Consider the following 20,801-nt stretch of genomic DNA (forward strand, 5'->3'; position numbering starts at 1 on the left):
ATCATGTTCGAACGTATTCTTCGCTTCGCCATCGAGCAGCGCTGGCTGGTGCTGCTCGCCACGCTCGGCATCGCCGCCCTGGGGATCTACAGCTATCGCCACCTGCCCATCGATGCGGTGCCGGACATCACCAACGTCCAGGTACAGATCAACGCGGAAGTACCGGGCGCTTCGCCGCTGGAGGTCGAACAGCGGGTTACCTATCCGCTGGAAACGGCCATGGCCGGCCTGCCCGGGCTGGAGCGGACCCGGTCGTTGTCGCGCTCGGGCTTTGCTCAGATCAGCGTCATTTTCGCCGATGGGACGGATCTGTTCTTCGCTCGCCAGCAGGTGAGCGAGCGCCTCCAGGGGGCGCGCGAAGCCCTGCCGGAGGGCGTGGAGGTCAATCTGGGGCCGCTGTCCACCGGGCTCGGGGAAATCTTCCTCTGGACAGTGAAGGCCGCGCCTCAGGCGCGCCGGGCTGACGGCGAAGCCTATACGCTCACCGATCTGCGCGAGATCCAGGACTGGATCGTCAAACCCCAGTTGCGTACCGTACCCGGGGTGGCGGAAGTCAACACCATTGGCGGCTACGCCAAGGAGTATCAGATCGCGCCCGATCCCAAGCGCCTGGCCGGCTATCGCATCACCCTGGAACAACTGGCGGTGGCGCTGGAGCGGAACAACGCCAATGTCGGCGCCGGTTTCATCGAGCGCGCCGGGGAGCAGCTGGTGATTCGGGTACCGGGGCAGCTCGCCTCCGTCGAGGACATCGCCACCATCGTGCTGGCGACGGTGGACGGTACCCCGGTACGGGTCCGGGATGTGGCCACGGTCGGGGTAGGGCAGGAGTTGCGGTCCGGGGCGGCTACCGAGAATGGCGAAGAGGCGGTGCTCGGCACCGTCTTCATGCGGGTGGGCGAGAACAGCCGCGAGGTGGCCCTGGCGGTGGCTGGGCGCCTGGCGCAGATCAACCGCAACCTGCCGGAAGGCGTGCAGGCGGTCGCCGTGTACGACCGCACCACGCTGGTGGACAAGGCGATCGCCACGGTACGCAAGAATCTGGTGGAGGGTGCGCTGCTGGTCATCGCCGTGCTCTTCGTCTTCCTCGGCAATCTGCGCGCGGCGCTGATCACCGCGCTGGTGATCCCGCTGTCGATGCTCTTCACCTTCAGCGGCATGGCCGCGAATCGGGTCAGCGCCAACCTGATGAGTCTGGGTGCGCTCGACTTCGGCATCATCGTCGATGGCGCCGTGGTGATCGTGGAGAATGCCATTCGCCGGCTGGCTCATGCCCAGGAACGGCACGGTCGGGTACTCGATCGAAGGGAGCGCTTCCAGGAAGTGTTCGCCGCCGCCCGCGAGGCGCGCAGACCGCTGATCTTCGGGCAGCTGATCATCATGGTGGTCTATCTGCCGGTGTTCGCCCTGACGGGTGTGGAAGGCAAGATGTTCCATCCCATGGCCTTTACCGTGGTGATCGCCTTGCTGGGTGCCATGCTGCTGTCCATCACCTTCGTCCCGGCGGCCGTGGCGCTGTTCGTCACGGGTCGCGTGCAGGAAAAGGACAATCGACTGATGAGCGCGGCGCGGCGCGGCTATGCCGTCGCGTTGGATGCAGCCATGCGTCGGCGGCCACTGGTGTTCGCCGGCGCTGGCCTGAGCGTGGTGCTGACGGTGCTGCTGGCGCTGCGCCTGGGCAGTGAATTCGTACCTAGCTTGAGCGAGGGTGATTTCGCGCTGCAGGCGCTCAGGGTGCCCGGTACCGGCCTGGGGCAATCGGTGGACATGCAGCAACGCCTGGAGCGCTCCATCCTGGATCAGGTACCCGAGGTGGAGCGGGTATTCGCGAGGACCGGGACCGCGGAGATCGCCGCAGATCCGATGCCGCCGAACATCTCCGACAGCTACGTGATGCTCAAGCCGCAGGCACAGTGGCCTGATCCAGGCAAGTCCCGCGAGCAGCTGATGGCCGAGCTGGAAGCAGCGGCGGCGCGTGTACCCGGTAGCAATTACGAGTTGTCGCAACCGATCCAGCTGAGATTCAACGAGCTGATTTCCGGCGTGCGCAGCGATGTGGCGGTCAAGGTCTTCGGCGACGACATGGCGGTGCTGAACAAGACCGCTGCGGAGATTGCCAGGGTGTTGCAGAAGGTCACCGGCGCCGCCGAGGTGAAGGTGGAGCAGACCGGGGGGTTGCCGCTGCTGAGCGTGCAGATCGATCGTGAGCGAGCCGCGCGTTATGGCCTCAATGTCGGTGACATCCAGGATGTGATTGCCACGGCGCTCGGCGGACGCAAGGCCGGCACGCTTTTCGAGGGTGATCGCCGCTTCGATCTGATGATCCGCCTCCCGGAAACGCTGCGCAGCGATCCGGCGGTGCTGGCGCGCCTGCCCATTCCATTGCCAGCGGTGGAAGGCCGCGTCGAGTTCATTCCCCTGGCCGATGTGGCGCGCCTGGAAACGGTGCTGGGGCCGAATCAGATCAGCCGTGAAGACGGCAAGCGCCTGGTGATCGTCAGTGCCAATGTTCGCGATCGGGACCTGGGTAGCTTCGTGGCGGATGCCACCGCCGCCATTACGGACCAGGTACGGATTCCCGCAGGCTACTGGACCAGTTGGGGTGGCCAATTCGAGCAGTTGCAGGCTGCCGCCGCCCGCCTGCAACTCGTGGTGCCGGTGGCCTTGCTGCTGGTGTTCGTGCTGCTGTTCATGATGTTCGGCAATCTGCGCGACGGCCTCGTGGTCTTTACCGGTATTCCCTTCGCCTTGACGGGCGGAGTGCTGGCGTTGTGGTTGCGGGACATTCCCCTGTCGATCTCGGCAGGCGTGGGTTTCATCGCGCTGTCGGGCGTCGCGGTGCTCAATGGCCTGGTGATGATCTCCTTCATCCGTGGCCTGCTGGAGGAGGGCAAGCCGCTGGACATCGCCGTGCGCGAGGGGGCGCTGGTCCGCCTGCGGCCGGTGCTGATGACTGCGCTGGTGGCCTCGCTGGGCTTCATTCCCATGGCCCTGGCGACGGGCACCGGCGCAGAGGTACAACGGCCGCTGGCGACCGTGGTGATCGGCGGCATCCTGTCTTCCACCGCCCTGACGTTGCTGGTCCTGCCCGCGCTCTACCACAGTGTCCTGCGCCGTCGCGAACAGCCCGGGGAAGGATGACAGGATTGTAATGCGCGGCTCATCCTGGCGTTAGCCGCGCCCCTCTAGAGTGGCTCTCATACCCACACTGCACCCTAGAAGGAGAAACACCATGACGTTCCTTAAAACTGCCCTGTTTGCCGCCACCCTCGTTGTTGCGAACCTCAGCTATGCCGCAGACGGCAGCGAGCGCTCGATCTCGCACAACGAAAATTTTCGAGAGCGCCAAGCGGCGCTCCAGCAGCATCGAGAGACGCATGAGATGGTGGCGGAGGAGGTCAATCAGTCAGGTAAGCAAGATACAATTAAAAAGACCGACTAATTTTAACAGCCAAAATTGGCATTTTGTCGCTTGTGGCTTTTTAGGCTCTGACTGAGGGTATGGTAAGTTTTTAAGCAGAAGTACCGTACTCGAATGCCTAGGCTCAAGGACAGGCAGGGTGGCCAACTAGATAGCGCTAGGGACATACGAGCATGAGAGGCACAGTGTTGCAGCTGATCAAGAATGCTAAACGGCAAGGAAGCATCTCCGATCTCACTTCGTTCCGTCCGTCTGGTTGGTCAATAGGCCCCAACGTACTGACCTGCTAGTGCCGCGCTCGCGTCGTATTAATTAGGACATAGAAGCACCCATCGAAGTGTAGCGTCAGATTTTTGATATCTGCCGCGGCTTGAGCCGCGTGAAGACACGAAGCAGATCTCCATCATCACAAGGGGGGCGATGCGCATAAAAATTCGATTGTACAGGCTTGGCGAACCAAAAATTTTAATCGACATGAGTAGCGGCAGTTAGGCACCGGCTGCATCGATGGCGCCGATGTGAATCGGCCCCGCTTTCCTAGACACTCTCCAAGCTCTGGAAATAGCGTTTCTCAAACTCTATGGCGATAGCTGCCTAGCGCTGCCGTGCCATCGTTTAGGGTTATAAGACATCTCGATGTAATCGTACACATTACTACGGGCTTCTTCGCGGGTGCCGTAGGTTTCTCGTCGGATGCGTTGGCGCTTCAGCAACTGGAAAAAGCTTTCCTCCACCGCGTTGTCGTGGCAGTTGCCGCGTCGACTCATGCTGCTGATCAGGCTGTTGGCCTTGAGGAAAATCTGCCAGTCCGAACTGCTGAACTGGCTGCCAAGGTCAGAGTGAATCATCACTTCCTGCTTGGGCTTGCGCCGCCACACCGCCATTAGCAACGCATCAATGGCCAAGTCGCTGCACATCTGTGGTTTCATCGACCAGCCAATTACCTGGCGTGAAAGCAGATCCAGCACCACCGCCAAGTACAACCAACCCTCATAGGTACGGATGTAGATGATGTCGGTGACCCAGACTTTGTTCGGTTCACCGACGTCGAACTGCCGCTCCAGGCGATTGGGCGAGGCCACCGTCGGCCTGCCGCCGTAGTAGCCGGGGCGCTGACGATAGCCGGTCTGCGAGCGCAGCCCTTCTTCCCGTATCAGGCGAGCCACACAGTGCCGGCAACAGGACTCCCCCAGCTCACGCAGATCGTTGTGGACCCTGCGGTAGCCGTAAACTCCACCGTTTTCCAACCAGGCATGCTTGATCAATCCGCGCAGGAGCTGATCTTCCTTGGCGCGTACGGATTTCGGCTCGGCCAGCCTGGCGTAGTAACCGCTGGGATGCACCTGGAGCGTCTGGCAGAGACGTCGCACCGGGTACTCCACCGACAGCTAGCTGATGAAGGCCTACTCCAGCCGGACTCCTTGGCAAAGTACGCGGCGGCCTTTTAAAAATGTCTCGCTCTTCGGTCACCCGCTTGAGTTCGGCGCGCAAACGACGCAATTCGGCATGCTGATCGTCTTTTTGCTGCCGCTGTTCTTAGGGCTTGCCGTAGCGCATGATCCAGGCATACAGGCTATGCACCGACATGCCCAACCGCGCCGCTACCTCAGTAACGGGGAGGCCACGCTCGGTCACTAGCTTGACCGCTTCGATTTTGAATTCTTCGGGGTAACGTTGGTCGCTCATAGCACCTCCTAATGGGCGTCATTATGAAGCTTGGAGGTGTCTACGAAACTAGAGGCGATTCAGTTGGGCGATAGGTTAACTATCATAGCTGCGCGGCTATTCCCAGAAATTAGACCCAAAAAAAGGGTGCCAATTGGCACCCTAAGACGTACACCCTAACCAAAGGAGAACAAAGATGTACGTAAATAAATTTCAATTAAAGCAGGGAGAGGGGGTATTCGGTAATGATCCTGATTTCATCTAGGTCTGACTCAAACTTGCTTGCGCGCGTGGTAGCTTGTCTCAACCGGAATGATAGATCTTTCGCAGGTCCGCTCTGCACTACATAGCGCGCCTCTATATCACGCTCCCAGCGATGTTGGTTTTGTAATGGTAGACCATTCTCGTCACGCCGCATATATACGGAGTTTGCGTTCGAGTAGTCCGCATTCCAGCCCTTCCCATATCGGGCCATCAGAGTTAGCCCAGGAATCCCATACTGCGCAAGGTTTATATCATAGCGTAAAAGAACTGACTGCTCTTTCGGGGAGTTGAAGTCACTATACTGAATGGAGTTGTTAAGGTAAATTGAGTCAGATTGTCTCAGGTAGTCGAAATCGTTGTCCCCGTTGTTTTGCTGGTAGCTCATGGTTATAGAGTGCGCACCCGCTACAATGCCACTGCTAACACTCCAGATATTTGTGGAAAACTCCCCAAGAAACTTTCTACCGTCGTCGACCGATCTATAGAAGTTTAACCCCGCTGTTAGAGCTAGATTATCGTTAATAGGATAGCTGGCGATGGATCCAAAATAGTATTGGCGCCAGGAATTATCTAACTTGCTTGTATAGAGGCTGCTTGTGAGGTACTCATTTATCTTGTACTCACCGCCGAGGTAAGAAAGGTAAGACGACTTCACTTGACCAGCATAGAAGGTTACAAAATCACTTCCCGTCTCGCTTTGCTGCGGCTGGCTCATGGCGTGTAAACGCCCGCCATTAATAGTTATGGCGTCGAAGCTGTTGTTCGTTGCGGTAATGCCTTTAAAGCTTTGTGGAAGTAGGCGTGAGTCGCCAAAATGCACAACAGGTGTAGTAGGGAATACGTCGCCAAGCTTTACCTCAGTATCTAAGAATTTCAACTTTACGGCGCCAAGTAATTTGGAGTACTCGGTCGTGGGATCACCGTTCGCGTCTGCGGGAAGCAAGTTAACGCTACCGCCCTGGCCCGTTCGGCCCCTTCCGCTGTCTAAACGTAGGCCAAGAAGCCCAACTGCGTCTACCCCAACGCCTACGGTACCTTGTGTATATCCTGATCTATAAAAGGCTAATAGACCATGCGCCCAAGTTTCAGAGTAGCCGTTGCCTGCAGAGTTTGCTTGGCCCTTTCTAAAATCCCTATTGAAGTAATAGTTCCGATTCATAATTGAAAGTGAGCTATCTTCTAAGAAGCCTCCAGAGTTTTCTGAAGCTGAATTCGCACTCACTACCTGCGGTATAAAAATAAATGGAATTATTAAGGTCTTTATAACGTTGGTTTGCAAGACGGTGCTCCTTTGGGGTGAGGCAGGTCGATACTGATGTATTTTTTGTTAGTCCTGTGATTTTCAAAGAGTAATCCTTTCAGGACGATTGCTGCTAAATTACAATTTTGTAATCTTAATATCGAGTTCTCATTCATGGGGTCGTCTCAGAAAACGGAAAATAAAGCACGCTAAGGCATAGCCGAACCTGCCAAGCTTGCTCCACCCTGTAGTGACGCGATCAGCGGGCAGGAAACGTTCCCCCTTCGCGCATGGCAGGCGCACACCAACTCAGACAGCACGGCCTCCATGCGCGCCAGGTCAGCCATTTTCTCGCGCACGTCCTTGAGCTTGTGCTCGGCCAGACTGCTGGCTTCCTCGCAATGGGTGCCATCCTCCAGCCGCAGCAGCTCGGCGATCTCATCCAGGCTGAAGCCCAGCCGCTGGGCTGATTTCACGAAGCGCACCCGCGTTACATCCGCCTCGCCATAGCGGCGGATGCTGCCATAGGGCTTGTCAGGCTCCAGCAACAAGCCCTTGCGCTGATAGAAACGGATGGTCTCCACATTGACCCCGGCCGCCTTGGCGAAAACGCCAATGGTCAGGTTCTCCAAATTGTTTTCCATATCGCTTGACTCCGTACATGAGTACGGAAGTAAGGTTACGCTATCCAATTTCAATTCGAAAGGACAAGCGCATGTCTGAACCAAAAACCGGGCGCGGCGCGCTCTTCACTGGAGGGCTTGCCGCCATCCTCGCCTCGGCTTGCTGCCTCGGGCCGTTGGTTCTGATCGCCTTGGGGTTCAGCGGCGCTTGGATCGGCAACTTGGCGGTGTTGGAACCCTATCGCCCCATCTTTATCGGCGTGGCGCTGGTGGCGTTGTTCTTCGCCTGGCGGCGCATCTACCGGCAGGCAGCGGCCTGCAAACCGGGTGAGGTCTGCGCGATTCCCCAAGTGCGAGCTACTTACAAGCTCATTTTCTGGATCGTGGCCGCGCTGGTTCTGGTCGCGCTCGGATTTCCCTACGTCATGCCATTTTTCTACTGATCGGAGTTCACCATGAAGAAACTGTTTGCCTCCCTCGCCCTCGCCGCCGTTGTTGCCCCCGTCTGGGCCGCCACCCAGACCGTCACGCTGTCCGTACCGGGCATGACCTGCTCCGCCTGCCCGATCACTGTCAAGAAGGCGATTTCCAAGGTCGAAGGCGTCAGCAAAGTTGACGTGACTTTCGAGACACGCCAAGCGGTCGTCACCTTCGACGATGCCAAGACCAGCGTGCAGAAGCTGACCAAGGCAACCGCAGACGCGGGCTATCCGTCCAGCGTCAAGCAGTGAGTCACTGAAAACGGCACCGCAGCACAACGGACGTCATTGTCTGGCGCCACAAACGATAAAGGATCTGTCATGACCCATCTAAAAATCACCGGCATGACTTGCGACTCGTGCGCGGCGCACGTCAAGGAAGCGCTGGAAAAAGTGCCAGGCGTGCAGTCGGCGCTGGTGTCCTATCCGAAGGGCACAGCGCAACTCGCCATCGTGCCGGGCACATCGCCGGACGCGCTGACTGCCGCCGTGGCCGGACTGGGCTACAAGGCAACGCTAGCCGATGCGCCACTGGCGGACAACCGCGTCGGACTGCTCGACAAGGTGCGGGGATGGATGGCCGCCGCCGAAAAGCACAGTGGCAACGAGCCCCCGGTGCAGGTAGCGGTCATTGGCAGCGGTGGAGCCGCGATGGCGGCGGCGCTGAAAGCCGTCGAGCAAGGCGCGCAGGTCACGCTGATCGAGCGCGGCACCATCGGCGGCACCTGCGTCAATGTCGGCTGTGTGCCGTCCAAGATCATGATCCGCGCCGCCCACATCGCCCATCTGCGCCGGGAAAGCCCGTTCGATGGCGGTATTGCGGCAACTGTGCCTACGATTGACCGCAGTAAGCTGCTGGCCCAGCAGCAGGCCCGCGTCGACGAACTGCGGCACGCCAAGTACGAAGGCATCCTGGGCGGTAATCCGGCCATCACCGTTGTGCACGGTGAGGCGCGCTTCAAGGACGACCAGAGCCTTACCGTCCGTTTGAACGAGGGTGGCGAGCGCGTCGTGATGTTCGACCGCTGCCTGGTCGCCACGGGTGCCAGCCCGGCGGTCCCGCCGATTCCGGGCTTGAAAGAGTCACCCTACTGGACTTCCACCGAGGCCCTGGCGAGCGACACCATTCCCGAACGCCTTGCCGTAATCGGCTCGTCGGTGGTGGCGCTGGAGCTGGCGCAAGCCTTTGCCCGGCTGGGCAGCAAGGTCACGGTCCTGGCGCGCAATACCTTGTTCTTCCGTGAAGACCCGGCCATCGGCGAGGCGGTGACAGCCGCTTTCCGTGCCGAGGGCATCGAGGTGCTGGAGCACACGCAAGCCAGCCAGGTCGCCCATATGGACGGTGAATTCGTGCTGACCACCACGCACGGTGAATTGCGCGCCGACAAACTGCTGGTTGCCACCGGTCGGACACCGAACACGCGCAGCCTCGCGCTGGACGCAGCGGGGGTCACTGTCAATGCGCAAGGTGCCATCGCCATCGACCAAAGCATGCGCACGAGCAACCCGAACATCTACGCGGCCGGCGACTGCACCGACCAGCCGCAGTTCGTCTATGTGGCGGCAGCGGCCGGCACCCGTGCCGCGATCAACATGACCGGCGGCGATGCGGCGCTCGACCTGACCGCAATGCCGGCCGTGGTGTTCACCGATCCGCAAGTGGCGACCGTGGGCTACAGCGAGGCGGAAGCCCACCACGACGGGATCGAGACCGACAGCCGCACCTTGACCTTGGACAACGTGCCGCGTGCGCTCGCCAACTTCGACACACGCGGCTTCATCAAGTTGGTTATCGAGGAAGGCAGCCATCGGCTGATCGGCGTACAGGCGGTCGCGCCGGAAGCGGGTGAACTGATCCAGACGGCGGCTCTGGCCATTCGCAACCGCATGACGGTGCAGGAACTGGCCGACCAGTTGTTCCCCTACCTGACGATGGTCGAGGGGTTGAAGCTCGCGGCGCAGACCTTCAACAAGGATGTGAAGCAGCTTTCCTGCTGCGCCGGGTGAGAAAAAGGAGGTGTTCAATGAACGCCTACACGGTGTCCCGGCTGGCTCTTGATGCCGGGGTGAGCGTGCATATCGTGCGCGACTACCTGCTGCGCGGATTGCTGCGCCCGGTGGCGTGCACACCAGGCGGCTACGGCTTGTTCGATGACGCCGCCTTGCAACGGCTGTGCTTCGTGCGGGCGGCCTTCGAGGCGGGCATCGGCCTCGACGCGCTGGCGCGGCTGTGCCGGGCGCTGGATGCGGCGGACGGCGACGAAGCGGCCGCGCAGCTTGCCCTGCTGCGTCAGTTCGTCGAGCGTCGGCGCGAAGCGTTGGCCGATCTGGAAGTGCAGTTGGCCACCCTGCCGACCGAGCCGGCACAGCACGCGGAGAGTCTGCCATGAACAACCCCGAGCGCTTGCCGTCCGAGACGCACAAACCGATCACCGGCTACCTGTGGGGCGGACTGGCTGTGCTGACTTGCCCCTGCCACCTGCCCATCCTCGCTGTCGTGCTGGCCGGCACAACCGCCGGTGCTTTCCTCGGCGAGCATTGGGTCATCGCGGCGCTCGGTTTGACCGGCCTGTTCCTTCTGTCCCTGTCGCGGGCGTTGCGGGCATTCAGGGAAAGAGAATGAGCGCTTTCCGGCCGGATGGATGGACGACGCCGGAACTGGCCCAAGCGGTCGAGCGCGGGCAGCTTGAACTGCACTACCAGCCCGTCGTCGATCTGCGCAGTGGTGGGATTGTCGGCGCGGAAGCCCTGTTGCGCTGGCGTCATCCGACGCTTGGACTATTGCCACCGGGCCAGTTTCTGCCCGTGGTCGAATCGTCCGGCCTGATGCCTGAAATCGGCGCTTGGGTGCTGGGCGAAGCCTGCCGCCAGATGCGTGACTGGCGAATGCTGGCATGGCGACCGTTCCGGCTGGCCGTCAATGTTTCGGCGAGCCAAGTGGGACCGGACTTCGACGGGTGGGTAAAGGGCGTGCTGGCTGATGCCGAGTTGCCCGCCGAGTATCTCGAAATCGAGCTGACCGAATCGGTCGCGTTTGGTGATCCGGCGATCTTCCCCGCCCTGGACGCCTTGCGGCAGATCGGTGTGCGCTTCGCCGCCGATGACTTCGGGACGGGGTATTCCTGTCTGCAACATCTGAAGTGCTGCCCAATCAGCACGCTCAAGATCGACCAATCGTTTGTCGCCGGGCTCGCCAACGACCGCCGCGACCAAACCATCGTGCACACCGTGATTCAGCTTGCGCACGGGCTGGGCATGGATGTGGTGGCTGAAGGCGTGGAAACATCGGCGAGTCTTGATCTATTGCGACAAGCGGACTGCGACACAGGACAAGGCTTCCTGTTCGCGAAGCCAATGCCGGCGGCGGCATTCGCCGTCTTCGTCAGTCAATGGAGGGGTGCCACCGTGAATGCAAGTGACTCGACCACCACCAGTTGCTGCGTGTGCTGCAAGGAAATCCCGCTCGATGCCGCCTTCACCCCGGAAGGCGCGGAATACGTCGAGCACTTCTGCGGGTTGGAGTGTTATCAACGCTTCGAAGCGCGTGCCAAGACAGGGAACGAAACCGATGCCGATCCGAACGCCTGCGACTCGCTACCGTCAGATTGAGGCATACCCTAACTTGGCGTCAGACCATCCGGCGCTAAATCGTCAGAATAGAGTTGCCTTCCGAATTGATTGACATACGCCGTCAAGGGTCATAGATTTCTTCCTGACACATTTCCCTCAGGAGGATACCTTGCACGGTCAGCGCATCGGTTACGTCCGCGTCAGCAGCTTCGACCAGAACCCAGAACGGCAGCTCGAACAGATCCAGGTGGATAAAGTGTTCACCGACAAGGCGTCGGGCAAGGACACACGGCGGCCCGAACTGGAACGGCTGCTCGCCTTCGTGCGCGAAGGCGACACGGTCGTGGTGCACAGCATGGATCGTCTGGCGCGCAACCTCGACGACCTGCGCCGCCTGGTGCAGGGCCTCACCCAGCGCGGCGTACGCATCGAGTTCCTTAAGGAGCATTTGACCTTCACCGGCGAGGACTCGCCGATGGCGAACCTGATGCTGTCGGTAATGGGCGCGTTCGCCGAGTTCGAACGCGCCTTGATCCGCGAGCGGCAGCGCGAGGGCATCGCGCTCGCCAAGCAGCGCGGGGCCTACCGTGGCAGGAAGAAATCCCTGTCGTCTGAGCGTATTGCCGAACTGCGCCAACGTGTCGAGGCTGGCGAGCAAAAGACCAAGCTGGCTCGTGAATTCGGAATCAGTCGCGAAACCCTGTATCAATACTTGAGAACGGATCAGTAAATATGCCACGTCGTTCAATCCTGTCCGCCGCCGAGCGCGAAAGCCTGCTGGCGTTGCCGGACACCAAGGATGAGTTGATCCGTCACTACACGTTCAGCGAAACCGACCTCTCCATCATCCGGCAGCGGCGCGGCCCGGCCAACCGGCTGGGCTTCGCCGTGCAGCTCTGTTACCTGCGCTTTCCTGGTGTCATCCTGGGCGTCGATGAGCCGCCGTTTCCGCCCTTGTTGAAACTGGTCGCCGACCAGCTCAAGGTCAGCGTCGAAAGCTGGGACGAATACGGGCAGCGGGAGCAGACCCGGCGCGAGCACCTGGTCGAACTGCAAACGGTGTTCGGCTTCCAGCCCTTTACCATGGGCCACTACCGGCAGGCCGTCCAGTTGCTGACCGAGATGGCCTTGCAGACCGACAAGGGCATCGTGCTGGCCAGCACCTTGATCGAGCACCTGCGGCAGCAGTCGGTCATTCTGCCTGCCCTCAACGCCGTCGAGCGGGCGAGCGCCGAAGCAATCACCCGCGCCAACCGGCGCATCTACGATGCCTTGGCCGAACCGCTGTCGGACGCGCATCGCCGCCGCCTCGACGATCTGCTCAAGCGTCGGGACAACGGCAAAACGACCTGGCTGGCCTGGCTGCGCCAATCGCCCGTCAAACCGAATTCGCGGCACATGCTGGAACACATCGAACGCCTCAAAGCGTGGCAGGCGCTCGACCTGCCTTCTGGCATCGAGCGGTCGGTGCACCAGAACCGCCTGCTCAAGATCGCCCGTGAGGGTGGCCAGATGACGCCCGCCGACCTGGCCAAGTTCGAGGCGCAGCGACGCTATGCCACCCTGGTGGCGCTTGCCATCGAGGGCATGGCCACCGTCACCGACGAAATCATCGACCTGCACGACCGCATCCTGGGCAAGCTGTTCAACGCCGCCAAGAACAAGCATCAGCAGCAATTCCAGGCGTCCGGCAAGGCGATCAACGCCAAGGTGCGGTTGTTCGGCCGCATCGGCCAGGCGCTGATCGAGGCCAAGCAGGCGGGCCGCGATCCGTTCGCCGCCATCGAGGCCGTCATGTCCTGGGATGCCTTCGCCGAGAGCGTCACCGAAGCGCAGAAGCTTGCGCAGCCCGAGGACTTCGATTTCCTGCACCGCATCGGCGAAAGCTACGCCACGCTGCGCCGCTACGCGCCGGAATTCCTTGCCGTGCTCAAGCTGCGGGCCGCTCCCGCCGCGAAGGACGTGCTCGACGCCATCGAGGTGCTGCGCGGCATGAACAGCGACAACGCCCGCAAGGTGCCCGCCGACGCGCCGACCGAGTTCATCAAGCCGCGCTGGCAGAAGCTGGTCATGACCGACACCGGCATCGACCGGCGCTACTACGAACTGTGCGCGCTGTCGGAGATGAAGAACGCGTTGCGTTCCGGCGACATCTGGGTGCAGGGGTCGCGCCAGTTCAAGGACTTCGAGGACTACCTGGTGCCGCCCGCGAAATTCGCCAGCCTCAAGCAGGCCAGCGAATTGCCGCTGGCCGTGGCCACCGACTGCAACCGGTACCTGAACGACCGGCTGACGCTGCTGGAAACACAGCTTGCCACCGTCAACCGTATGGCGACGGCCAACGAGCTGCCGGACGCCATCATCACCGAGTCAGGCTTGAAGATCACGCCGCTCGACGCGGCGGTACCCGACACCGCCCAAGCGCTGATCGACCAGACGGCAATGATCCTGCCGCACGTCAAGATCACCGAACTGCTGCTGGAGGTGGACGAATGGACGGGCTTCACTCGGCATTTCGCGCATCTGAAATCGGGCGACCCGGCCAAAGACAAGAACCTGTTGCTGACCACGATCCTCGCCGACGCGATCAACCTGGGCCTGACCAAGATGGCGGAGTCTTGCCCCGGCACGACCTACGCCAAGCTGGCTTGGCTGCAAGCCTGGCACATCCGCGACGAAACCTACGGGGCGGCGCTGGCCGATCTGGTCAACGCACAGTTCCGCCATCCCTTCGCCGAGCACTGGGGCGACGGCACCACCTCATCGTCGGACGGCCAGAACTTCCGCACCGGCAGCAAGGCCGAGAGCACCGGCCACATCAACCCGAAATACGGGAGCAGCCCAGGGCGGACGTTCTACACCCACATTTCTGACCAGTACGCGCCATTTCACACCAAGGTCGTGAACGTCGGCGTGCGCGATTCGACCTACGTGCTCGACGGCCTGCTGTACCACGAGTCCGACTTGCGGATCGAGGAGCATTACACCGACACGGCGGGCTTCACCGATCACGTCTTCGCCCTGATGCACCTCCTGGGCTTCCGCTTCGCGCCGCGCATCCGCGACCTGGGCGACACCAAGCTCTACATCCCGAAGGGCGACGCCGCCTATGACGCGCTGAAACCCATGATCGGCGGCACGCTCAACATCAAGCACGTCCGCGCCCATTGGGACGAAATCCTGCGGCTGGCCACCTCGATCAAGCAGGGCACGGTGACGGCCTCCCTGATGCTCCGAAAGCTCGGCAGCTACCCACGCCAGAACGGCCTGGCCGTGGCGCTCCGCGAGCTGGGCCGCATCGAGCGCACGCTGTTCATCCTGGACTGGCTGCAAAGCGTGGAACTGCGCCGCCGCGTGCATGCCGGCCTGAACAAGGGCGAGGCGCGCAATGCGCTGGCCAGGGCAGTGTTTTTCAACCGCCTGGGTGAAATCCGCGACCGCAGTTTCGAGCAGCAGCGCTACCGGGCTAGCGGCCTCAATCTGGTAACGGCTGCCGTCGTGTTGTGGAACACGGTCTATCTGGAACGGGCTGCGCACGCGCTGCGTGGCAACGGCCATGCCGTTGATGACGCGCTGTTGCAGTACCTGTCGCCGCTCGGTTGGGAGCACATCAACCTCACCGGCGATTACCTCTGGCGCAGCAGCGCCAAGATCGGCGCGGGCAAGTTCAGGCCGCTACGACCGCTGCAACCGGCTTAGCGTGCTTTATTTTCCGTTTTCTGAGGCGACCCCTTCATAACAGTTTTGTAATTGCAACGTCATTCTCTCGATATGCGTTCTAGGTAAAGTAAGGTCAAGGTTTTGGATTTCGACTAACTCAAATGATAGAGGTGCCGTTGTGAGATATAAACAGGCGGTCTTAGGTTCTTTGCTTATTTTTTCTTCTTTTGTCTCGGCGGCTAACGTTGCTAGTAGTCGCTATCCAAGCATTCCCGCTGATGCCGAGCGTGTAAATCGTTTACTTAGTAGTGGGGCCGATGGGAGGGTTCGGGTGCCATTCAAGTCTGAAAGGTTTCATGTTGTTGATGCGCGGTTTCAGGATAATACGAATTAGATATTTAAAAAGTTGAGGTCATTGATTCGTTGACGGCTACAGCCAGTTTTGCTGGCTGTGCCTCTGGTTATTAATTAGCCTGTCGAAGGCTGATAATCTTGTAAATTCTCCCTCAACTTAACCTAGAGTCAGTTGAAGTGGTTTGGTTTTCAGAGTTAAAACCTAAGGGCTTAAATTATGATTTTAGCAAAAATGGCTTTTGTAACGCTCCTTTTTTCCGTATCTAGCTTGCTGTACGCTGCTGATGGCGCAGAGCGGTCGATACAACGAAACGAGCAATTCCGCGCGGACCAAGGTAGGGTTGATAGAGATCGTGCTTATCATCGAGCATTAACAGAAAAAGAGAATACAAAGCTTGACAAAAAAACTGATAATTGAGTGGCTTCGGTTATCAATCTGCACATCTTTTGATTCTTCGGAGGCAGATGAAATAGGGTGTCTAAAGATTGCCTATTAGCTGATACTGATCCATCGTCTCGATCATACTATGGGTACGGTCATCGGACTAATGTCGGCATTTTCTATAAGTATCACATGCTCAGTACGGTCTCTTAAAGTTGTATAGATAGCTGTGGCATGTATTCAGAAAGCTATGAAGTAGCATCGAATAGCTGGTGACTATGTGATACGAGTGTCGCTTGAGATTAAGTTATACTGACACTATGGCTTTAATATAAGAGGTTTAGATAGGTGTAATAAAGTTAATCGAGAACGCTGGCAGCACCAGCAAGGCGGCACGGGTATTGAGCGTAAGCCAGCCCGCTGTCAGCCAGGCGATTCGCAAGTTAGAAACAGCGACTACGTCAACACTTAACCTTGAAGGCCGCTTAATGACTGCTCTTGGCTGGGCGTCGGGTGGCGAGGCATACAAGTAGGCATACACGGTTGCTGATAAGCTGAGCTGGATCTGATGGTTCCAAGGTCTTTTCTTTTCGTGGAAGGAACCGAATCTTTGTTAGAACGTGGCTGCTTGCGGTCTATTCGAGTGACAGCCATTGCTTCTGTGGTCCACAACGACTAAAGACAAATTTTAATAATTAATTAAGTTTATTATAAGCTAGAGAATTTCTGTGTGACTCTTTGGTGGCTTAATTTGAAATGAGCGTCGGGAGTAACTCCGCAGTATGATTGCTGATTAATAAGAATTTGCTAAATATCACAATCCTCATTGTCTGTTATGGTCATTCAATTTTACAGGGCTTACGTGTTTGTGGGGATTAATGCTCTGAGCTTTCTCATTACTTCATCGCGTTCCGCCTCACTTCCATCCTTGAACTTTTGTAGTTGCTCGAATAGTGCGTAGTCTGATAATGCTTCAGGCTCAAACCCGAATTTTCTGGTGTATCTGTTAAGCTTACAGATGCCGATTGTAAACCAGCCCTTGTCAGTTTTGTCGGAGTAAAGCTTGTTTCGATGTACCTTTATATGCTCGTCGTATTCGTCTATCGACGGATGAACAATTTTGAAACGCTCAGAGGATTTTGGATAATTTGTAGCATCCCCGTTAAGAGTTTCCGTTTCTTCCTCGTTTAGAATGGCTTTATCATTTTTTGCAAGATTGCAGTCTGCGCAGATAACACATAGATTTTTGGGTTCAAATAGAAACGCTACATGCTTCGATTTTGGCAATATGTGCTCCACAGTCGCGTTTCCTGCGGCAGTTACGGACAAAGTTCCCTTGCAGTAAGGACATACTCCTTTCTGCTCAAGACGGTAAAATTCACGGACTTTACTGCGTAACTTCATTAGCTCATCTTTAGACCAGTCTTTATGGTTGTGTCCCTCTTGTGCGACTAAATCGCTAATTATCTGTTTATCCTCATCGTCTAAAATATAATGGTTATTTATCAGTGGCATAGTATTGGCACACATCCACAACAGTGTTGATCAGCTCAAAATTTGGATCCGCTGCTTCCAGTTTGCGCTGCATTGTCTGTAGCTTTCTCATCTCGGCTTTTATCTGGTCGGATATGGTTTTTTCCGATCTGATTTTTGTGAGCAATGAAAACGCTAATCTGGTGATGTACTCGTTCATTATCCCAGGTGCGTCAAAAAGCTCTGCCAGCTGATAATCTGCGGATTTTTCTAGGTAATCATTTGATCGATGGAGTTTGTTTTCGTCAATCACTGTTATGAAGCAGTTTTCGGCAGAAAGTCGAGAAACAATCTGGGGTGAATGCGTTGCTATTATGAAATGGCACTCTTTGTATTGAGAGAAAACAGTCGTTAGAGTTTTTATGAACTGTTCCTGCCAAGCTGGATGTAAGCTGATCTCCGGCTCATCTATTAATATCAAGGATCGATGTTCGATCTGTCCGGCAATGCCTAGTGTCATTACGAGCATGCATTGTTCGCCGGAGCTGGCCCTTCTTAGGGACAATTCTCGAGTGTCACCGGGCTCGTGTTCTTTCCAGATTTTTAAATCAAAAAGTTTTACTATGTTGTGATTTAGCAAAGTTAGCACAGCCATAGCGAAATGCTTGTCAATAAATCCTTCTCGGTATCTGCTTATATAGTCAAAGTCTAGTTTGAATAGGCTGTCTCTCTTGGTGTCCAGCCTTTCCATTGTGTAATTCAGAGCATGTGCTATGTCGTTTTTTATCTCTTGCGGTAAAGATCTAAAGTTTTCAAATATGCGATCTTCAAGTATTTCTTCAAAACTATCGTCTATTGCGTTGCCACGGGTGTCCGTAAGCAATATCCCTACATCTTCGTAGTCGACAAAGTATCTTTGATCCGGGTTTTCGGGATCCTTTATAGCAATTTTTCTGTTTATGTTTAATTTGAAAACAAAGCTTAGTTTTGCCTCAATTTTCAATAGTCTGAATATTTCGTTTAAATTTTCGTGTCTCTCAGACTCTAGATACTTGTTTATTAGTCCTTTGGTGGCTGATGACATCAAGGCCATGGCATTCGTCGCATACATGCCGGAGCTGCGCATGCCAATATAAGAATATATTGAGCGGAAGCTAGTAGTTTTGCTCCTGGGTACGCTGGGGAATTTATCAAAAGGGCTAGTTGATACGGCCAAAATCTTTGATGGAATAAAGTCATTGGCACGAAAAAAATAAGTGCTTTTCTCGTCAATCATTTTTGAGTAATTAGAGACGATTTCGCTTAAGAGTCTGCTTTTTCCTGTACCATTTCTTCCAATAATAATTGAAAAGCAGTTTTCATCTTCAAATAGGCTCTTCTCTGCTAGCGGTATAAACCTATCTTCAAAGGGGAATTCGATGATGCGTCCCATTCTGATTCCTTGCTATGCCAATATTAGGGCCGTTGGTACCTCTCGATAACTGTTAGGTCTATCCTAGATAGCTGCCTATACGGTTGCTTCATCGAGGCGCTCATCATCGTGCAGATTGAATCCGCTTTGGTGAGCGGCGACGGAAAATCCCATGGTGGTGCAGGGTTTTGCAGGTTTTTCGTTGCCTATCAAACAATAGTCTAAGCCACGTCCCATGTGGAAACGTTCGTCCTGCAGGGGTGCAGAAAAACCGACACATTTAGCCCGCAGGTGTGGCGGGAGGACAACAGCGCGCGCCAGGTGATAAGGCTGTGGTGGCCGGTGGCGTTCACCTGGGAACGCAACGCTTGTCGGCCGCCGTCAGGGCACCGCCAAACCCTCTGCTTTCGAGACGCCAGCCAAGGATTCGATGATCCGGCATTCCGATATGGTCCCGCCGTGGCAGCACGCCAATAGACGTTGCAATTCGCCCTCTAGGGCTTGCAGGTCGGCAAGGCGCTGCCGCACCTGTCGTAGGTGTTCTGCAACCAGACTATCCACGGCATCGCAAGGCGCCTGCTGCCGATCCGCCAGGCCGAGTAGCTCACGGACTTCTTCAAGGCTGAAGCCCAGGGTGCGGGCACGTCTGACGAAGAGCAGCCGATCCCGTTCGGCCGGGCCGTACAGCCGGTAGCCAGATGCTGAGCGCATCGAGGTCGGCAGCAAGCCTTCTTTTTCGTAGTAGCGGATGGTGACGGTCTTGGTATCCGTGGCCTTCGCTAGCTGACCGATGGTGTAGGCAGAAGCGTTCATGGCATTGACCTTATAGTGACTATAACCCTCAGCCTAAGCCAAATCCTGAGTGTTGCAGAGAGGTTGCCATGGACAGTTGCTGCGAAAACAAGGCTGGTGAGCTGGCTCAGCTGCGGAGTCGGCAGAGTCGAGTCCTCTACATCGTGCTGACGGTCAATGCTGTCATGTTCGGGGTGGAGTTCACTGCCGGTTGGCTGGCCGGCTCGACGGCGCTGCTAGCGGATTCCCTGGACATGTTCGGCGATGCCTCGGTCTATGCCCTGACGCTGTTCGTGTTGCATCGGAGCGATAGAGCACGCGCTGGTGCTGCCCTGGTGAAAGGTGGCTTCATGCTGCTGTTCGGCGTGCTGGTGATTGCGGACGCGGTGCGCAAGGTGATCTTGCAGGAGGTGCCCCAGGCTGACTGGATGGGCACTGTCGGACTTGTTGCACTCTTGGCCAACACCTACTGCTTCTATCTGCTGTACAGCCATCGGGCGGACGATCTCAACATGAGGTCCACCTGGATCTGCTCACGGAACGATCTGGTCGCCAATACCAGCGTGGTGCTGGCCGCCGTCCTGGTGGCTGTCACTGGCAGCCTCTGGCCAGACGTCCTGGTCGGCCTTGCCATCGCCGCGCTGTTCCTGCACTCGGCTTGGCAGGTTAGTCGTGAAGCCTACGGCGCATGGCGCCGTGGTGCGGAAGGGCAGGTTGCACGGCCACAGGAGGCACGACCCGCTTCAATGCAAGATAACCCTGCGCCTTCATGCTGCGGAAGTAAGGCGCTAGCTGTCATCGCTGAGCCTGAACATCGCGCTTCGGTAGCTGCTTGCTGCTCCTCCAATGGCAGGTGTGGCGAATGACGTCGAATGAGAAAGGCCGCCCGTAGGCGGCCTGTCGCTGGCCAGGAAGAGCTAGGCGGTGCGCTGCTGGCCTTTCTCCTCGAGCAGCACAAGTAGGTTGGCCCGCTTCCGGGCGAGCATTGTGGGACTCGATGCTTCCTGGCCCGTGAGTTCGTAGGCTACGGCGGGAAGCACCTGCAGCGCCTGTTCGTGCGGATCTGTGTCGGCCGGCTCGAGCCCGATCCCAGCCGCGTCCACCAGCTTTGCCAGCAAACGTTCGAAGCGTCCTCGGGCCGCTTGCTCGCAATCGCTGCTAGCGACCATCCCTTCGCCTAGGACTGCGCGGAGGTGCCGTGCCTGCTGACGTCCTGCCAGCTGTAGCCAGGCGCGGCCCTCGTCGCTTGCGAACATCGCAGCGGACGCGGCGGCGAGACGTGGGCGTAGTTCTTGGCCGGCTTGGTCTGCAAGAACCGGTGCAGCCCTTCAAGCGGGTTGTGCGTGGCCCGCCCGGTGACCCTGGCAAGGTCGTAGATCTCCTTGCAGAAGCGGCGCACGTTGCCCATCTGGTCGATGATGCCTTTGCGCTCCATGCCCCTTAAAAACTCCATCCAGGGGTTGTACG

General features: G+C 57.7%; 18 protein-coding genes and 2 pseudogenes. 12 read left to right on the forward strand and 8 right to left on the reverse strand.

Going from position 1 to position 20,801, the window contains the following annotated elements; genetic code table 11:
• Window positions 1-3: 3 nt before the first annotated feature.
• Window positions 4-3,141 carry a CusA/CzcA family heavy metal efflux RND transporter gene (locus tag LRS53_RS22570; RefSeq protein ID WP_017638792.1) on the forward strand — a complete coding sequence of 1,046 codons (3,138 nt, stop codon included), beginning with the start codon at window positions 4-6 and terminating at the stop codon, window positions 3,139-3,141.
• Between the two features lie 91 nt (window positions 3,142-3,232).
• Window positions 3,233-3,442: a hypothetical protein gene (locus tag LRS53_RS22575; protein ID WP_017638791.1), complete on the forward strand. Its 210-nt coding sequence runs from the start codon at window positions 3,233-3,235 to the stop codon at window positions 3,440-3,442.
• A gap of 516 nt (window positions 3,443-3,958) precedes the next feature.
• On the opposite strand, the pseudogene LRS53_RS22580 reads toward LRS53_RS22575, so the two are convergent.
• The 3 genes and pseudogenes from LRS53_RS22580 to LRS53_RS22590 all read right to left on the reverse strand — a co-directional run bounded on the left by LRS53_RS22580 (window position 3,959) and on the right by LRS53_RS22590 (window position 7,234).
• Window positions 3,959-5,107: pseudogene (locus tag LRS53_RS22580) on the reverse strand (IS3 family transposase).
• Window positions 5,108-5,303: 196 nt separating this feature from the next.
• A complete protein-coding gene (locus LRS53_RS22585) occupies window positions 5,304-6,599 on the reverse strand; it encodes an OprD family porin (RefSeq protein ID WP_231357420.1) in 1,296 nt (431 codons plus the stop codon).
• A gap of 200 nt (window positions 6,600-6,799) precedes the next feature.
• A complete protein-coding gene (locus LRS53_RS22590) occupies window positions 6,800-7,234 on the reverse strand; it encodes a mercury resistance transcriptional regulator MerR (protein WP_003131969.1) in 435 nt (144 codons plus the stop codon).
• Between the two features lie 71 nt (window positions 7,235-7,305).
• Here LRS53_RS22590 and merT point away from each other — a divergent pair, with 71 nt between their 5' ends.
• The 9 genes from merT (at window position 7,306) to LRS53_RS24075 (ending at window position 16,191) form a co-directional block, all read left to right on the forward strand.
• Window positions 7,306-7,656 carry a mercuric ion transporter MerT gene (merT, locus tag LRS53_RS22595; protein ID WP_003131974.1) on the forward strand — a complete coding sequence of 117 codons (351 nt, stop codon included), beginning with the start codon at window positions 7,306-7,308 and terminating at the stop codon, window positions 7,654-7,656.
• A gap of 12 nt (window positions 7,657-7,668) precedes the next feature.
• The gene (gene merP / locus LRS53_RS22600) at window positions 7,669-7,944 is read left to right on the forward strand and encodes a mercury resistance system periplasmic binding protein MerP (protein ID WP_003131987.1); all 276 of its coding nucleotides are present in this window, start codon (window positions 7,669-7,671) and stop codon (window positions 7,942-7,944) included.
• Window positions 7,945-8,013: 69 nt separating this feature from the next.
• Complete coding sequence (merA, locus tag LRS53_RS22605) at window positions 8,014-9,699, forward strand: mercury(II) reductase (RefSeq protein ID WP_017518823.1); 1,686 nt, start codon at window positions 8,014-8,016, stop codon at window positions 9,697-9,699.
• A gap of 17 nt (window positions 9,700-9,716) precedes the next feature.
• On the forward strand, window positions 9,717-10,082 hold the full coding sequence (merD, locus tag LRS53_RS22610; RefSeq protein WP_000995360.1) for a mercury resistance co-regulator MerD: 366 nt from the start codon (window positions 9,717-9,719) through the stop codon (window positions 10,080-10,082).
• Window positions 10,079-10,315 carry a broad-spectrum mercury transporter MerE gene (gene merE, locus LRS53_RS22615; RefSeq protein WP_003132004.1) on the forward strand — a complete coding sequence of 79 codons (237 nt, stop codon included), beginning with the start codon at window positions 10,079-10,081 and terminating at the stop codon, window positions 10,313-10,315. The genes merD and merE overlap by 4 nt, the downstream gene beginning before the upstream one ends.
• Entirely contained in the window at window positions 10,312-11,301 is a 990-nt protein-coding gene (locus LRS53_RS22620; protein WP_231357403.1) for a DUF3330 domain-containing protein, read from the forward strand. The genes merE and LRS53_RS22620 overlap by 4 nt, the downstream gene beginning before the upstream one ends.
• 130 nt (window positions 11,302-11,431) lie before the next feature.
• Window positions 11,432-11,992, forward strand: coding sequence for a recombinase family protein (locus LRS53_RS22625; RefSeq protein ID WP_003124096.1), 561 nt, complete (start codon window positions 11,432-11,434; stop codon window positions 11,990-11,992).
• A 2-nt stretch (window positions 11,993-11,994) separates the two neighbouring features.
• Window positions 11,995-14,961 (forward strand): Tn3 family transposase, encoded by a 2,967-nt coding sequence (locus tag LRS53_RS22630; protein WP_001138070.1) that lies wholly within the window; start codon window positions 11,995-11,997, stop codon window positions 14,959-14,961.
• 1,059 nt (window positions 14,962-16,020) lie between these two features.
• On the forward strand, window positions 16,021-16,191 hold the full coding sequence (locus tag LRS53_RS24075) for a LysR family transcriptional regulator (RefSeq protein ID WP_257706770.1): 171 nt from the start codon (window positions 16,021-16,023) through the stop codon (window positions 16,189-16,191).
• A 325-nt stretch (window positions 16,192-16,516) separates the two neighbouring features.
• Here the strand turns inward: LRS53_RS24075 and LRS53_RS22635 are convergent, their stop codons facing one another.
• The 3 genes from LRS53_RS22635 to LRS53_RS22645 all read right to left on the reverse strand — a co-directional run bounded on the left by LRS53_RS22635 (window position 16,517) and on the right by LRS53_RS22645 (window position 19,355).
• The gene (locus tag LRS53_RS22635) at window positions 16,517-17,173 is read right to left on the reverse strand and encodes an HNH endonuclease (protein WP_074585320.1); all 657 of its coding nucleotides are present in this window, start codon (window positions 17,171-17,173) and stop codon (window positions 16,517-16,519) included.
• Complete coding sequence (locus tag LRS53_RS22640) at window positions 17,157-18,563, reverse strand: AAA family ATPase (RefSeq protein ID WP_143008583.1); 1,407 nt, start codon at window positions 18,561-18,563, stop codon at window positions 17,157-17,159. The genes LRS53_RS22635 and LRS53_RS22640 overlap by 17 nt, the downstream gene beginning before the upstream one ends.
• A gap of 360 nt (window positions 18,564-18,923) precedes the next feature.
• A complete protein-coding gene (locus LRS53_RS22645; protein ID WP_017638776.1) occupies window positions 18,924-19,355 on the reverse strand; it encodes a MerR family transcriptional regulator in 432 nt (143 codons plus the stop codon).
• Window positions 19,356-19,423: 68 nt separating this feature from the next.
• Here LRS53_RS22645 and LRS53_RS22650 point away from each other — a divergent pair, with 68 nt between their 5' ends.
• Complete coding sequence (locus LRS53_RS22650; protein WP_017638775.1) at window positions 19,424-20,200, forward strand: cation diffusion facilitator family transporter; 777 nt, start codon at window positions 19,424-19,426, stop codon at window positions 20,198-20,200.
• Between the two features lie 51 nt (window positions 20,201-20,251).
• Here LRS53_RS22650 and LRS53_RS22655 read toward each other — a convergent pair whose 3' ends face one another.
• Both LRS53_RS22655 and LRS53_RS22660 read right to left on the reverse strand, forming a co-directional pair.
• Window positions 20,252-20,503 carry a hypothetical protein gene (locus tag LRS53_RS22655; protein ID WP_017638774.1) on the reverse strand — a complete coding sequence of 84 codons (252 nt, stop codon included), beginning with the start codon at window positions 20,501-20,503 and terminating at the stop codon, window positions 20,252-20,254.
• Window positions 20,504-20,607: 104 nt separating this feature from the next.
• Window positions 20,608-20,790 (reverse strand): annotated as a pseudogene (locus LRS53_RS22660) (tyrosine-type recombinase/integrase); the annotation flags it as partial.
• Between the last annotated feature and the right edge of the window lie 11 nt (window positions 20,791-20,801).

Origin of the sequence: Pseudomonas sp. PLB05 (genome assembly GCF_021106615.1) — a bacterium.
GTDB lineage: Bacteria > Pseudomonadota > Gammaproteobacteria > Pseudomonadales > Pseudomonadaceae > Chryseomonas > Chryseomonas benzopyrenica.